The sequence below is a fragment of the Actinomadura chokoriensis genome (genome assembly GCF_041463665.1).
Taxonomy (GTDB): domain Bacteria; phylum Actinomycetota; class Actinomycetes; order Streptosporangiales; family Streptosporangiaceae; genus Spirillospora; species Spirillospora chokoriensis_A.
Genome location: NZ_JAXCEJ010000004.1, coordinates 174,381 through 189,703 on the forward strand (window position 1 = coordinate 174,381; position 15,323 = coordinate 189,703).

Sequence of the window (15,323 nt, forward strand, 5' to 3'; positions counted from 1 at the left end):
GGTCACTTTTCCTTCCAGACGAAGCGGCTCAATCCGGTGAGGCGAGGACGGAGCCAAACGCCGAACTCTCCCAGCTTGGAGTTCTTACTCGACGCTTCCGAACCGCTGACGGTCTCGATGCCGTCGATCCACACGTCGTGGATGGCCAGCGGTACGCGTCGGATCTCCCATTTCGGAGTCGCCCGCAGCGTCTGCAGGAGAGCACGGCCGAAAGATTCAGAGGTGATCCCGAGGTGCACACCCTCGTGCCGGATGTCGTAACGGGGCACCGACTCCGCTTCGTCCAATTTCGTCAGCGTGACCTCGGCGCCCTCCGGCACCTTGGTGGCGAGGTACGTCTGGACGCGTCGCGGATCCGAGAGGTAGCCGATCGTTCCGGCCGGATCCAGGGCGTGGACATCATCGCCGCTGATCTCCATACCGAACCGGGAGTACTTGTGCCGTCCGTAACCGCACTCGGCCCACCGCTCGTGGAGAAGTTTGACGAGACGTCCCTTGATCAGCGAGCCCACCGGCTTCGTCCACATGAGCCGATCGCGCGGCCGGGTCATGGCGACGTAGAGAAGTCGTGCTGCTTCAGCCTGCTCGACGGCGTCGTCCTTCGGGTCACCCGGATCAACAATCGCGACCTGATCGAACTCCAGCCCCTTGACCCGGTGAATCGTGGAGACGACGAGCTGCGCCGGCGTCTGCCTCGTGAGTTCGTCCGGAACAGTTCCCTGAGAAAGTCTCTTTTTGATCTCCGACAAGTCCAGGGACGCTTGGTTCGCCGGGTTGCCGTCCATGCGCTTGAGCAGCTTCCAGACGAGATCCGGCGCGAAGCCCGCCCCATGCGTTGTTGTCTCCAATTGACGCATCACGTCTTGGCGTGACGGACGGGGCCAATCGAACGTGAGGAAGAGCGACGCCACCCAGGGGGGCACGACGCGATCTTGCGCCGACCTCTGCAGCCGGTGCGGCACACCGCGATTGTGGAGTTCACGAGAGATCGCCAGGGCTTCGCCGTTGTTGCGGCAGAGAATCGCCGTCGGGGTCGTCATGTCCAACAGGACGGGGATTGCGTCCTTCAACGTCCCCAGGTATCCGGGGCCTGCAAGCAACTCGGTGCGCAGGTCCCGCTGGACGGAGGCGTAGTCGGCGTCGACCTTGCCGAGCAACGGACCAAAAGGCAACGCTACGCGTGTCTCTGGCTCGCGCGCCCGGAAGTTCTCCGTCAGTGTCGCTTCAGTCAGCTCGTCGCCGTACGTGGACCGGATCCAGTCGTAGAGTCCCGCAGCGCCCCGCATGCGTTCGTCGCGGTCTTCCACCTGGAAGCTGTAGATCCCCTGTGCCGGGTCACCGAGCAAGGTGAAGCCGCCTTCGGCCTTCTCCAACAGCATCTTGACGAGGTCTGCACGAGCCTCCACGAGGTCTTGAACCTCGTCGACGACGACATGCTGAATCTCCGCGACGAGCTCCGCCGCGTGCTCGTCTTCACCCATGAGGCGGACGGCCGTGCGAATCCGCCCTTCGTAGCCGGTGCCCTGCCATGCGCCGTCCGGGTCGACTTCCGAAAGGAGCCACGTGGCGTAGGAGTCGAACGTGCGCACGTCCACGTCTCGGGCGTTTCCCCCGCGTACGGCCAACCGATCCTTGATCTCCCTGACCGCGGCACGAGAGAAGCTGAGGACGAGGATGTCGGCGGCGTCGAGTTCGTGATCGTCGATGAGCGCCGTCACCCGCTCGATCAGGCAGTACGTCTTGCCGGTGCCGGCAGCGGCTGTGACCAGTAGTCGGGCGTCCCACGGCTGCTCGACGATCTCGAGTTGTTCCGCGGTGAGGGGGGTGTCATGCGGAGTCATTACTGCTTCCATAGATGTTCGAACTGGTGGAACGCCAGTTCCTCGCCGTACTGCAAGACGTTGTCGGCGACGTTGACGATGAAACATTCGTCCTTGCCGCCGTTCTTCGGTCCGCGGAGGCCACGACCGATCATTTGCTGGTAGACGTTGGGACTGTAGGTGGGCCTTGCAACGATCACGGTGCGGGTTGCGGGAGCGTCGAAGCCTTGGTGTAGGACGCCGTAGTTCGTCAGTACGCGAACCTCTCCGCGCTTGAAGCTTTCGATGGCCTGGCGCCGAACCGCGGGATCCGTGCCGCTGGAGATAGGCGCTGCCGAGACACCTCTCCTCGTGAGCAGCGCCGCCATGGTGAACGCGTGGTCAACGGACGTTGCGAACAGTAGGACGGGCCCCTCCGGGGCAAGGCCCTCGATCTGATCGAGCAACATTGTGTTTCGGGTCGTGTCCTGGCTGAGCCGCCGTGCGGCGCTCGAAGGCAGATGACGAAGTCGCGTCAACTTCTCATGTTCGGCGGGGTCGAGCTCCAGGTCTGCACCCTGCAGCTTCACGTGTCGCACCTTGGCCAGGATCCCGAGGTCCTGGAGAACGGGATAGGGGTTCTCGCCGAGGACGGGGATGCCCGACGAGTCATGATCGAGACGGTTGTGACCGTACCTGGCGACGAGTCGATCGGTCTCCTGCTTGTTGTTCCCTCGATAGGGAGTGGCGCTGAGACCGATCAGCGGGCACCGAGTGCGATGCCGGGTCACCCCCAGGGCGGAGAGGATTTTGGTGTAGCGAGTCGTGATCGATGTGTGGGCCTCATCGACGACGACCGCCTGCGTAACGCGCAGCCATTCGTACTCGGCAGACTCGATCACGCTGTCGAGCTTGGCGTCGGTCGCGATGACCAGGTGATAACCGGACGGCGCGGGATCGGCCTCGTTGCTCTCCCAGAGCCTGCTGATCGCCAGACGCTTCGCGGGACCGATGGCGCGCCAGACGAACTGCCAGGACTGCACCGCCTGCTCGCACAGCTCGGCTGATTGCGCGATCCAGAGCAGGGGGATCGATTCCTCGGTCTCCGGCAGAGCGCGAAGAGCACGGATCGTCGCTTCGACAGCGACTCGAGTCTTCCCCGCTCCGGTCGGGAGGCTCAACATCCCTCGCTGCGGAGGTCGGCTCTGCAGGACCTCCACCATGCGTGCGACCATCTGCTCTTGGTAATCGTGGAGCGGCGGAAGGTCGACCGGGCCGTCCACCATGAGCCGCGGTTCAAGCGACGGTGTGCTCTGCCCGGCGAATACGGCCGGAAATCCCAGGTCCGCGACGAACTTCCTGGCTGAGTGACCGCCAGCCAGCTGGGCCGGAAGAGTAAATCCCTCTTCTTCGAGTTCGGCCCGATAGGCACGCAGCACACCGGATCGGCCATGGACCACAAAGGCGAGTTCCGCCAATGTCCGCGTATCGGCCTTCCGGCCCTCCGCTCGCTCGACATGCTCGACGAGTCCCTGAGGGAGCCTTCCTTTGATCACCGGACCCAGTAGCATCGCCGCGAATCTGTCGATGTCGTCTCCCTTGCGACGCAGCTGGACGATGCGACGGGTCTGACGATGCTCTTCACGGTGCCGCAATACCTCCCGTATTCGCTCGTCCGAGAGCCCGAGCCCGATCAGATTATTGATCTCCCGCAGCAGGAGAAGGTCGTCGTCTCCTCCGCTGTAGTAAACGGTCTCCCCTTCTTGACCGATGGTCAGCGGGCTGGCCAACTGGCCGTCCCCAGTCTGGACGAGTTCCTCCAGCTCGACGCAACGCTGCAGGTCGAGGCCGCGCAGCGGTCGGTCGGGGCGCAGACGCAACTGGGGATAAAGATCCTCAAGCGCGGTGCGCGGTCCGGTGGGAACCATTCGCAATGCGGTGACCAGCGCGTCGGCGAAGGCCACCATCCCCCAGGACTCCACGAGACGAGAGGCGGCCTCGGCTCCCTGGGCCAGTACGGTGGGCACGCCGTGCGCCACGAGACGCCCGAACTGAGTCCGCTCTGCAGCAACTGCCACCTCGGCTGGATCTCGCACCTCGAAGCCAGTAGACGTGCGGCATCGAATCTCGTCGGGGGCGCCCACCTGCGTCGCCGCCAGAGCGTAAAAGTCGCCTAGGCGCTCGTCCTCTTCCCAGTTCATGACCTCGCCGAGGAGCCTGAGCCATTGCGAGCCGCTGATCTTGTCAAGCGTGTCAGGCAGCGACAGCACGGCGGCGAGCGCTGCATCGGCTTGTACGACGGGGAGCACATCACGGTGTTCGACCAGGCCGCCTCCTACACAGACGTCTACATCCTTGAGGCCCTGCGAGGTCGCAAGAACCCCGTGACGCTTCAGCATCCAGACGAGAGGCGACTGCACCGTAAGTGGTGGGTCGGAACGCCGGGTTCGAGCACGTACCTGCCAGTGAGCCTGAAGACCCGCCGCAGGTATCGAATCCAAAAATCTCGCCCGTGCCGGTCGGCTCAGCCGAGTCAGAAACTCCAGCGGTCCGGCTATAGGAGGGCCGTAGATCATGATGCTTTGCTTTTGTGGCCTGCCGACATCGGCGGGCAACTGCCGGTAGTAGAGGTCGACCATCTGTCGGCAGTACTCGGTGTACCAACTTTGCTGGGAGGGGTCCCGATCGACGCGGGCGGCATCGGTCATGCCCAGGGCGCTTAGAACTCCCAGGTCGTCTCGATGGAACTCGGTATCGACCACGGCTGCGGCGTCTTCAATGCTGTCCCCTGGAACGACCTTGCCCGGAAGCAGGCAGAGCTCTAGGAAGCGGTAGTCGCCCGCCGACGTGCGAACGCGCAAGTGCTTAACGTCCACTCGCTGACGACGGAGGATTTGGACGACCTGTTGAACATCGGCTGCGCGAGAGAAGGCCCAAAAACGATCCCAGTCCTGTGCCTTGTAGCCTTCGAAGCCCTTACGCGTGAGAGCGGCGAAACGCCCGGTCGCGTCCGCCTCCCGGATCCCAAGGACGGAGAGCGACTGCCCTACACCCGGGAGTTCCTCCAGACTTGGGTCAACGAACGGGATCTCAGTCGCCCCGATATCGAGCTCTGTCCGCCGAAACACCGTATCGGCCATTGGAGCCGTCATCAGACCGCTCTCGGTGCGTAGGACACATGCCTGACGAGCCATGTCGGCGTACTCGTGCCCCTCCTGCACCATCTCGGCGACGATCGACAGGGCGACCGCAGAGGACTCCACAGACCCGTCGGTAACGAGGGCCTCCAGCCAGAGCTTAACGTTCGCCGGCCCCCGACCGGCCTGCTCCATGATGACCTCGGCCCTTGATCGGCGCGTGGTGTCCTCGATGGAGCGGTGGCACCAGTCCGCTGGGCGCCCGGGATAGTCCGCCCAGCGGGTGAGCCATGTCGCTTTGAGCTTGTCCGGATGAAGTTTGATCTCGAATGGACGGCGAAGAGTTCCATCCTGGTCCGGTAGAGAAGGCTTCTGAGCGGCCTCCTTGTAGAGCAGGTCGGTGAGCATCTTGTCCGCCCAGTTCCGGGCCTCACGGCCGCGGGCCGTGATCAGGCTTAGATGCCTCGCCGGGTCGTCCGGCGGGGACAGCCTCGGAAGCGACTCGACGATGAGTTCGGCCGCGACCTCCATGAGCTCGTCATTGAAGGGACTGTCCTTCAACAGGTTCTGCCGGTCCTCGTTCGTTTTCCACGGCGCGTTCAGCACGCCGCGAAGCGTTGTGGCATAAGTGGTCGGGAAGAACGCCCAGAACTCGCCCGGTCCCGGGTTGCCACTAGTGGGAACCGCCCAGGCAAGGGGGATGCGGTCTCGACCGTGGTACTCGCCTGCGCTCTCCTTGGCCGCCTCAGAGGGGGAGTGGGTCGTTTCGAAGACCATCCACTCGGTGGTTCGCGTTTCGCCAGCCTCAAGGGTGGTCAGCGAGCGTCGGTCGCCCCCGCCCTCGACTCGAATCTCCCGTCGCAGCGGCGCTCCGGGGTGCCTCCTGTCCTCCAGCACCAGCCGTCCAACATGCGGAGAGAAGATCGCGAACCTGTCAGGAAACGAGTCGATGTCCTCGGCTAGGCGTTGGGCGTGCCCCTCCAGCAACGGAAGCTTGACGACGGTGGCCGCCCACTCCATGAGCTCCGCGAGGGTCGGATCGTTTGCTCGCTCGGCCTCCGCGCCGAGGATCTGCGCCATCCGCAGAACCGGAGTGGGGCCGTCACCGGGTACTCGCTCGCGAATTCGTGTCCTCGCCTGGCGAGCGTCCCAGCCAAAGGATCCGCTGCGGCTGAAGAACTGTGGCCGGTCCGAGACGCTCAGCACCGACTTGAAGCCCAAGCCGAAACGGCCGATCTCCGTCCCTCGCTTGCGGGAGAGGTGAGAGGCAAGGATCGTCTCCACGCCGTCGGGCGTGATCGGAGTTCCTGCGTTCGCGCAGTAGAGCGTCTCTCGGATTAGTACGACGTGAATGCCGCCGCTCGGCTCCGTTTGGAGTTCGTCCGCTCCATTCTGGACGAGTTCATAGAGCTGACGATGGCCGTACCCGCCCTGGGTGGTGGATCGCTCGATGTTCGCGTGTTCCTCGATGAGGGTCGGATTCGCATCGTAGGACTCCAGGCACCGAGCGGACTGCTCGAGGACGACCTTGGAAACGGCGGTGTCAGGGCCACCCCAGCCGTCACGAACGATCGGCACGCCACCCGTCATGGTCATGTGCGCGGTTCCTTCCCCCGTGGTCGCAGTGTGAGGAGACCTTACGGCCTACCACCGATGTTCTCTAGACGCCTTGTAGGCCATGCCGGATGACCGCGGACCACGTTCTCACGACTTAGAGCCGCACTAGCTGGAATCGAACAAAATAGCGATTTGGTTGGGGGCTAGGGCTGCTCTCGTGTGCCAGGTGCCCTGTTCCGTATGTCTGCGACGCCCCTCGAGGGGCCTCGAAGAGTCCTGCGCAGATCGCGTGCGGCGGTTTCGAAGGTGCGGCGAATTTTAGGTGGATCTCTCGAAAGTCGACATCGGCAGCGGAAGCTTATCGCCGTCCCTGCCGTGACTCGCAGGTTGAATCTAGAGTTAAGAAACTATTCTAGGACCCAGGACTCTCAGTGGTCGTGTTCACGGGATGGTGCTCCAACTTTCCACATATATGACACTTTTGCGGCTCGAACCCATCCTCTACAAGATGCGTCATTGGACAAATTCCGCGAGCCAGCTTGTCAAGTGCGTCCTGTGCGGATTCGCGAGAGGACCAGTAACCGAGTCCTGGCACTTCAATGACTTCGGTGCCGGGCATGTACTTGCTCTCAGTGATGAGAATCTCGGGTGTGATCCCGTCAGTGTTCAGTTCCATGTTCACCCCAAACGTGGACTCTGGCGCGGCAACTTTGTCCCCTTGCGTGCTTGGACTAACAAGGTACCTAGATGATGCGGTATGGGAGCTGGCTCGACGGTGGCCTGGACCTTAGTGAAGCCATGGGCTTCGAGGATGGTTGTCCTGGCAGCGGGTTCGTAGGACCAGCGGTAGAGCCAGGCTTGGTGGCCGGTCAGGTTGGCGGCGTAGGCGCCTTGGACGCCGTAGGCGCCTGGAACTGGTGGGGCGTGGGAGAAAACGAGCTTGCCGCCCGGGACTAGGTGGTCGCGGATGAGCGGGAGCAGGTCTTCGGGGTTCGTGAACCAGACCGCGCCCCAAATGGAGTAGATGGCATCCCAGCAGCGATCGGTGGTGGCGAGGTAGTCGAGGACGTCGCCATGTTCGAAGCGGGCTTGGGTGAGGTGGGCCCAGCGGTTCCGAGCCTTCTCGCATTGGGCTGGGGAGATGTCCAGGCCGGTTGCGGTGATGCCCTTGGTGGCCAGGGCTGCGACGGCGTCGCCTCGGCCTGAACCGAGCTCCAGGGTCGTCGCGGGGTCGCCGAGTAGGTCGTCACCGGGGCCGTGGCCTGGGTACTGGGTCCAGCCAAAGGCGTTCTTGAGGGCTTCCTCGCGGGGCTGGTCTGCGGCGCGTTCCGCGTAATGGTCCCAGTAGCTGGTCTGGTCGGTGATGGTGGGCGGCATGTCGGTGGTTCCTCGCGGGTGTGGGATGGCGGAGCCCAGTGTCACGGTAGCTCCGCGCGATGCCAGCCGTCTGTCGGATGAGGCGCGAGCCCGGCTGAGAGTTGGCTGCTGGACTCCCTGTACAGCAGAGTCGGCCCCTGGGCGGACGTGCTGACCGTGAGGCTGTGCGCGGGGTCACGAGGTCGTGATGGGGCTCGTTAGACATCTGGGCTCGTGACACCGTCGTTCCGTAAGCGGTGATCATGCTCTGCAGGGGGTGGGGCCGCGGTTCAGATGGGTGCCGGAGGGAGCTGAGATGTGGCCACGGGGTGATGGTGCGTGCCCCTGGATGGTGTGGGGGCGCGTCCGGGGTCGGGGTCAAACGAGGGTCAAACGATCAAGAGGCCGGATTCCCTGTCTGGGAACCGGCCTCTGACCTGCACCTTTGTGTCGGGGTGGCGGGATTTGAACCCACGACCTCTTCGTCCCGAACGAAGCGCGCTGCCAAGCTGCGCTACACCCCGGTGGTGGCTGCCCGGGAGGTCGTACGTGCTCCCGGCGCCTAGACCACTGTAGCGGATGGCGGGGGGTGCTGCGTCCCTATTTACGGGCTGTGAAGCCGGTCACGGCGCCGATGCGGGTGAGGTCTATGGCGGTCAGGCCGGCGGTGGTCAGCCAGGTGCGGAGGTCGTCGGTCGTGCCCGGGTTGCCGAAGATGTCCAGGTGTTGGAAGAGGGTGATCAGGGGGTCGCGGTTCGTGCCTCGGACGAGGGTCGTGCCGGTCAGGGCGCCGCCTGGGCGTAGGACGCGAGCCAGTTCGCGCAGGGCTGTGGCCGGGTCGTCGAGGCAGTGCAGGCCGTTGTAGGTGAGGCAGGCGTCGAAGGTGGAGGTGGGGAAGGGGAGGGCGTAGAGGTCCGCTTGGAGGAGGGTTGCTGTTCTGCGGCGGGCGCGCCTGAGCATGATCTGGGAGAGGTCGGCGGCCACGTGGCGGGTGCCGTGGATCGCTATGCCGCCGCCGCAGGGGATGTCGAGCGTCAGGGCGTGGGGGTCCTGGGTGGCGATGGTCGAGCGGAGATGGTCGATGTCGTAGTTCCAGAGGACGCGGGCTCCGAGCGAGGAGAGGGCGCGGTTCTGGACGGCGTGGTCGTAGAGCGTTGAGAGGAGGGCGGAGGTCTTCCAGTTCACCGGCGGGGGACGAGGGTCAGCAGGGTGGCCTCGGGTGGGCAGCAGAAGCGCATGGGGGCCTTCGGGGACGTGCCCAGGCCGGCGGAGACGTGGAGCCAGGAGCCGCGGTGCCTGTGGAGGCCCTTCACGCGGGGGCGGTCGATGCCGCAGTTGGTGGCCAGGGCGCCGTAGAAGGGGACGCAGACCTGGCCGCCGTGGGTGTGGCCGGCGAGGAGGAGGTCGTAGCCGTCTGCGGCGAAGCGGTCGAGGTTGCGGGGTTCGGGGCTGTGCATGACGCCGAGGTGGACGTCGGCCTGGGGGTCGACGGGGCCTGCGATCTTGTCGTAGCGGGCGCGGTCGATGTGGGAGTCGTCGATGCCGCCGAACTCGACGTCCAGCTCGCCCACTTTGAGGCGGCCGATGCGGTTGTTGAGGTCGAGCCAGCCCGCGGCCTGGAGGGACGAGCCGAGTTCGCGGTAGGGGAGGTCCGGTTCGCGGCGGCGGCTCGCGTAGTCGGACTTGCTCGTCCGCCAGATGTAGCGCAGCGGGTTCTTCAGGACCGGCGAGTACAGGTCGTTGGAGCCGTAGACGAAGACGCCGGGGCGGTCCAGGAGGGGGCCGAGGGCTTCGAGGAAGGGGCCGATCGCGTCGCGGTGGGAGATGGTGTCTCCGGTGTTGACGACGAGGTCGGGCTCCAGCGAGTCCAGCGAGCGGACCCAGTGGATCAGGCGGGAACGTCCGGGGGTGAGGTGCGCGTCGGAGATGTGCAGGATCTTCACCGAGGGACGGCCGGGCGGCAGCACCGGCACGTCGACGCGGCGCAGGCGGAACCAGTTCCGCTCGATCACCGAGGCGTACCCGAAGGTCGCGGCGCCCGCGCCCAGGAGGCCCAGGGGCACGGCGTAGATCTTTCGCACGACTCTCCCTTCTCAGGTCTCCATGCTTTCAGACATGGGCACCCAGCGGTAATCCTGCTGAGGCAGAAGGTGCGGGACGGGCATGATGTTGCCATGACCCTGAAGGAAAAGCTTGAGACCGATCTCGCGACCGCGATGAAGGCCCGGGACGAGGTGCGCACCCGCACCTTGCGGATGGCCCTCACCGCGGTGAAGACGGAGGAGGTCGCCGGCAAGCAGTCGCGCGAGCTGTCCGATGACGACGTCGTCATGGTGCTCACCCGGGAGGCGAAGAAGCGCCGCGAGGCCGCGACGGCGTTCGGTGACGCGGGACGTGCGGAGCAGGCGCAGGCGGAGCGGGACGAGGGAGCGGTGCTGGAAAAGTACCTTCCCGCGCAGCTGTCGGACGAGGAGCTGATGGCGCTGGTGGCGGACGCCATCGCCGGGACGGGCGCGGCCGGGCCGCGTGCGATGGGGCAGGTCATGAAGGTCGTGAACCCGAAGGTCGCCGGACGCGCCGAGGGCGGGCGCGTCGCCGCCGAGGTCAAGCGGCAGCTCGCGGAATGACGAAGGGCCCGGCATCGCGCCGGGCCCCTGGCCTGGCGTCGCGCCGGGCCCCTGCCCGGCGTCATGCCGGGCCCCTGCCCGGCGTCATGCCGGGCCCCTGCCCGGCGTCATGCCGGGCCCTGATCGTCAGTTGCCCCAGGGGGGCCAGCCGCCGCCGGGCTGGTCGTTGCCTCGGTCGCGCTTCTTGCCGTTGCTCACGTACAGGATGATGGTCGTGCCCGGTGGGACCTCGCTGCCGGCGTCCGGTGAGGTGGAGACGACCGTCCCGCGTGGCTTGTCGGAGTCGACGGACCCGGACGCGACCTTGGCCTGCAGGTCCGCCGCCGCGAGCCTGGCCGTGGCGGCGGCGACCGTCCGGCCCTTCACGTCCGGTACGCGGGTGGTGTCGCCGAAGTCGCGGGACGGGGTGCGGAAGCCGGGGGCGGGCTCGCCGGCGAGCGCCCGCTGCATCGAGCTCTGCCAGATGCCGCCGGGGATGTCGGCGCCGTAGACGCCGTACACCTTGTACTGCCAGGGGCCGCGGTAGTCCCAGTAGGCGGTGGCGGCGGCGAGGTTCGGGGTGAATCCGGCGAAGACGGCGCAGGTGAACTCTTCACACGTTCCGGTCTTGCCGGCGGCGGGACGGCCGATAGTGCGTCCCGCGGCGGTGCCCTTGGTGAGGACGCCCTGCAGGATCGAGTTCACCTTGTCGGCGACGTCCTCGTCGAGGGCCTGGTGGCAGTCCTGCTTGGGCAGCTTCAGCTTCTTGCCCTGCGGGTCGACGACCTCGGTGATCGAGAGGGGGGAGCAGTACTTGCCGCGCGCGGCGAAGCCGGCGTAGGCGGCGGCGAGGTGCACCATGTCGATGTCGTTGACGCCGAGGACCTGGGACGGGGTCGGCAGCAGCGGGTTGCCGTTGCCCTGCTTCATCCCGAACTTCTCCGCCATCTTCACCGCGTTGCAGACGCCGACGCGCTTCTCGAGGTAGGCGTAGAACGTGTTGACCGAGTGCCAGGTGCCGGTCTTCAGGTTGAAGTTGCCCTGTTCGCTGTCGCCCGCGTTGGACACCGTCCAGGGCGCGCCGCCGCCGAGCAGCGCGTTGTCGTACTTCTTGTTCTGCCACACCCCGGTGTAGCGGCACGGCTGGTAGCCGCCGACCGTCGCGGTCTGCGGCGAGTGGATGGTCGTGCTGACCGGAATGCCCTGGTCGATGGCGGCGGCGAGGGTGAAGACCTTGAACGTCGAGCCTGCCGATACGCCGTTGCCGCCGCCGTGGTGGGAGTCGGCGGGGAGGTTGATCGTCGTCCGGCCCTTGCCCGGCCCGAACCGCTTGCTCACGCCCATCGCCTTGATCTTGCCGGTTCCGGGTTCGACCATCGCCTCGGCGGCGACGCGGTTCCCGCCGGGGGCGACGGTGCTGCGGAGGGTCTTGTCGACGGCGTTCTGGTCCTGCATGTCGAGCGTGGTGCGGATCGTGTAACCGCCCCGGTTCAGCTCGTTGACGATGTTCTGCTGCTGTTTCGGCTTGAGCGACGAGTACTTGCCGTCCGACAGGATGTTGAGCATGTCGTACTTGACGTACTCGCAGAAGTACGGCGCCTTGCTGGTCTGGCATCCGCCGACCGGATCGGTGCGGTTCAGCTGGATCGGCTTGGCGGCCTCTTCGTCGGCCTGGGCCTTGGTGATGTGGCCCAGCTGCGCCATCCGGTAGAGGACGACATCACGCCGCTGGCGGGCGTCCTTGGGGTTGCGGATGGGGTCGTACGCGGTCGGGTTCTGCGTGATGCCGGCCAGCAGCGCGGCCTGGCCGAGGTTCAGTTTGGACGCGGGCACGCTGAAGTAGCGCTTCGCGGCGGCCTGCACCCCATACGCGCCTGCACCGAAGTAGGCGATGTTGAGGTAGCCCTCAAGGATCTGGTCCTTGGTCATGCGCTCCTCGATGTCGAGCGCGTAGCGAAGCTCGCGGAGCTTGCGTCCGACCGTGGGGGCCGTCGCTTCGCGGTACTCCTCCTGCGTCCGGGCGCTGTCGACCAGGAGGTTCTTGACGTACTGCTGCGTGAGCGTGGACCCGCCCTGCGTCTGCTCGGACTCGACGTTGGACGCCAGTGCGCGGATGGTGCCCTTCAGGTCGAGCGCGCCGTGCTCGTAGAACCGCGAGTCCTCGATGTCGATCATGGCCTTGCGCATGATGGGGATGACCTGGTCGAGCCGGACGGACTCGCGGTACTTGTCGAAGAACGTGGCGACCGGCTTGCCGTCCGCGGCGTACATCACCGTCTTCTCGGACGGTGGTGTCGTCTTGAGCTCGGCGTCCATGTCGTCGAAGTTGTTCGCGGCGTCGCGGGCGGTCATCCCGGCGCTGCCTACGGCCGGTAGCGCGATGAGGGCGACGATGAGACCCGCCACCATCCCGGCTCCGAGCAACCTGAACAGCGTGGAAGCCGCCTTGACCCGATCCGTATTCGCAACGCGCACGGGGTCTAGGGTACGCGGGACGAGCAGTGCATTAGGGACAGGTCCCCCGGCGTCCTCGCGTTCCGGCCGTGCCGCGCAGGACGTTCGCCCGTTATGCCCTCAAGATGACAACCTGCGCTGTGTCTGGCGCGTCAACTACAGGTAACTAGTCCGTTCCGGCTGTATGGCCCCGGTGGGCTATATCGAGAATGGGCCCATCGGGGTCTGTTGAAACGTCCCTCGCTTCCGTAAGTTCTTCCCCACGGCTTTCGTTTGGCGGCCTGACGTCCGCGCCCGTCTGGCCAAGGAGCGCAAATCGACACAGACCCTAGGGGAGTGGGGCCAAGATGTGGATCACGGATTGGACCGCCCGCGCCGCCTGCCGTAACGCGGATCCGGACGCCCTGTTCGTGCAGGGAGCGGCGCAGAACCGGGCCAAGCTCATCTGCCGCGGCTGCCCAGTGCGCACGGAGTGTCTCGCTGACGCCCTCGACAACCGGATCGAGTTCGGTGTCTGGGGCGGGATGACCGAGCGTGAGCGCCGGGCATTGCTGCGGCGGCGGCCGGACGTGCGGTCATGGCGCGACCTGCTGGAGACCGCGAAGGAAGAGTACGAGCGGTCGGTCGAGGACGAGGTCGAGGTGGACGAGCAGGAGCTCGTCGCCAGCTGATCTCGGCGGGCCTGGAGCGGGGCTTGTACGGCCCGTCCGGGCATCCGGCAGAGGTTCGAGGACCGGCACGGTCCAATGAAAAGCGTGGCTGCGGGCCCGCACCGTTTTCGCGGTGCGGGCCCGCAGCCACGCCTTCTTTTTCGCCCGCCGCTGTCGCGCGTGCGGGCCGGCGATTGCCCGGGATCTGCCAAAAGACGGCCAAAATCCGCCGTCGCGCAACGCATTATCCCTGGTCGCAGCCTTGATCATCGTATTGTCCGTGCGGGCGCGCCCGCCTGGGCCGCCTCCGTTCACCGGACCGAGGGGGCACGTGATGAGGGGACGCCGGACGATCGCCATGGCGGCCGGCGGAGCGGCCGTCGTGGCGGCTGCGGCTTGGCCCGCCACCGCTGGAACCGCGACCGGCCGCACCGGGCCGTCCGACCGTGCTAGGCCGTCCGACCGCACCGGGCCCTGGGTCCTGATGGCCCAGGAGGACTTCGACCGCCCTCTCCGCGTCGACGGCGCGCCCTGGCGTCTCGACCCGCAGGGGCCGCGCAGCCCGTGGCACGTCGACGCGTTCGACGACGACGGCGAGGCCTGGACGAAGATCAGCGGCCCCCTGTTCGGGAAGCAGCTCGCGACCCTGAACGTGTTCCGCAAGCGCGTCGCGTTCGGCCGCGGCGGATGGCTGACCGCCGAGGTCGCCGCCGTCGACAAGGACCGCGACGGCCGTCCCGACTCGCGGCCGGGCCTGTCCAGCACGTCCCTGCCGGACGGTCAGAAGGTCGCGCGGATCTCCGAGCCGAGCTGGGACGCCGGGGTGCTGATCCGTCCCACCCGGCCGCTGCCGCCGCGCTACCGCGTGGAGATGACGCTGCGCGGCATCGACTTCGGCGGGAAGCGGCACGGCACGTTCGACTACGACGGGAAGCACAACGGCTACACCAGGGGGCCGTGCAAGACCCGGTACCCGTGGACGTTCCAGGGCGCGCTGCCCGGCAGGACGCGCTGCCAGTACCCGGACGTGACGAGGGAGAACGGGTTCTACTACCTGACGATCCTCGACTACGCGAACCCCGCGCCGCACGGCAACCCCGGCATCCACTACCGGCGCAAGGTCATCATGGACGGCTACTACAGCGACGACGACCGCTGGAAGAACGCGGGGACCTGCGACCCGAAGACGCGCAAGATCTACCGGACCTTCGACGGCACGTTCAACGGCATCAACGCGCTGTTCGTCCGCGGCGACAAGTTCCGCGAAGCGGCCAACAACAACATCAGCAACGAGTACTACATCAAGACCGCATGCGGGAACGTCTCCATGGACAAGCCCTACGGGCCGGGCGGCCGGTTCCGGGAGCACCTCGCCAGCGCCGAGTTGCAGCCGGAGCTGCTCCCCAAGGCCGCCTACCGGTTCGCCGTGGAACGCGACGCCACCGGGTACACGCTCGAAATGAGCGGCCCGTTCCTGCACATCGGGCAGGCGACGCTGCGCGTCCACCACGACTTCGTTGAAGACGGTCGTCCGATCTGGCACTACAACCAGACGCCCGGCGAGTACGACGGTCGCTTCGACCGTCGGCTCCTCCACAAGGGCCCCGCAGGCACGTACACCACCGAGCACTCGTGGCCCAAGGGCTCGGCCTACCCCGACTCCTTCATCATCGGCGACCCGCATCTGAACTACTACGAGGGCTCGGCGAACGTGGACGACATCCGCCTGTACGTCCCCAAGGACGCCAGATAGCGCCCCGGATG

General features: G+C 66.2%; 9 protein-coding genes and 1 tRNA gene. 3 read left to right on the forward strand and 7 right to left on the reverse strand.

Features of this window, described 5'->3' with window-relative positions; translation table 11 throughout:
- Nucleotides 1-2 precede the first annotated feature (2 nt).
- The 6 genes from SM418_RS09445 to SM418_RS09470 form a co-directional block, all read right to left on the reverse strand.
- Nucleotides 3-1,841 carry a UvrD-helicase domain-containing protein gene (locus SM418_RS09445; protein ID WP_371940320.1) on the reverse strand — a complete coding sequence of 613 codons (1,839 nt, stop codon included), beginning with the start codon at nt 1,839-1,841 and terminating at the stop codon, nt 3-5.
- Nucleotides 1,841-6,532, reverse strand: coding sequence for a DEAD/DEAH box helicase family protein (locus tag SM418_RS09450; protein ID WP_371940319.1), 4,692 nt, complete (start codon nt 6,530-6,532; stop codon nt 1,841-1,843). Before SM418_RS09450 ends, SM418_RS09445 begins: the two co-directional genes overlap by 1 nt.
- Before the next feature lie 639 nt (nt 6,533-7,171).
- Nucleotides 7,172-7,870 carry a class I SAM-dependent methyltransferase gene (locus SM418_RS09455; RefSeq protein ID WP_371940318.1) on the reverse strand — a complete coding sequence of 233 codons (699 nt, stop codon included), beginning with the start codon at nt 7,868-7,870 and terminating at the stop codon, nt 7,172-7,174.
- A gap of 429 nt (nt 7,871-8,299) precedes the next feature.
- A tRNA-Pro gene (locus SM418_RS09460) sits at nt 8,300-8,373 on the reverse strand.
- Nucleotides 8,374-8,449: 76 nt separating this feature from the next.
- Nucleotides 8,450-9,034 (reverse strand): class I SAM-dependent methyltransferase, encoded by a 585-nt coding sequence (locus SM418_RS09465; RefSeq protein WP_371940317.1) that lies wholly within the window; start codon nt 9,032-9,034, stop codon nt 8,450-8,452.
- The gene (locus SM418_RS09470) at nt 9,031-9,930 is read right to left on the reverse strand and encodes a metallophosphoesterase (RefSeq protein WP_371940316.1); all 900 of its coding nucleotides are present in this window, start codon (nt 9,928-9,930) and stop codon (nt 9,031-9,033) included. The genes SM418_RS09465 and SM418_RS09470 overlap by 4 nt, the downstream gene beginning before the upstream one ends.
- 93 nt (nt 9,931-10,023) lie before the next feature.
- On the opposite strand from SM418_RS09470, the gene SM418_RS09475 reads away from it, so the two are divergent.
- A complete protein-coding gene (locus SM418_RS09475; RefSeq protein ID WP_371940315.1) occupies nt 10,024-10,476 on the forward strand; it encodes a GatB/YqeY domain-containing protein in 453 nt (150 codons plus the stop codon).
- A 126-nt stretch (nt 10,477-10,602) separates the two neighbouring features.
- On the opposite strand, the gene SM418_RS09480 is transcribed toward SM418_RS09475, so the two are convergent.
- Nucleotides 10,603-12,930 (reverse strand): penicillin-binding protein, encoded by a 2,328-nt coding sequence (locus tag SM418_RS09480; protein ID WP_371940314.1) that lies wholly within the window; start codon nt 12,928-12,930, stop codon nt 10,603-10,605.
- Nucleotides 12,931-13,256: 326 nt separating this feature from the next.
- On the opposite strand from SM418_RS09480, the gene SM418_RS09485 reads away from it, so the two are divergent.
- Both SM418_RS09485 and SM418_RS09490 read left to right on the forward strand, forming a co-directional pair.
- On the forward strand, nt 13,257-13,580 hold the full coding sequence (locus SM418_RS09485) for a WhiB family transcriptional regulator (RefSeq protein WP_371940313.1): 324 nt from the start codon (nt 13,257-13,259) through the stop codon (nt 13,578-13,580).
- A 313-nt stretch (nt 13,581-13,893) separates the two neighbouring features.
- Nucleotides 13,894-15,312 (forward strand): hypothetical protein, encoded by a 1,419-nt coding sequence (locus SM418_RS09490; protein ID WP_371940312.1) that lies wholly within the window; start codon nt 13,894-13,896, stop codon nt 15,310-15,312.
- The last annotated feature ends 11 nt before the right edge of the window (nt 15,313-15,323 follow it).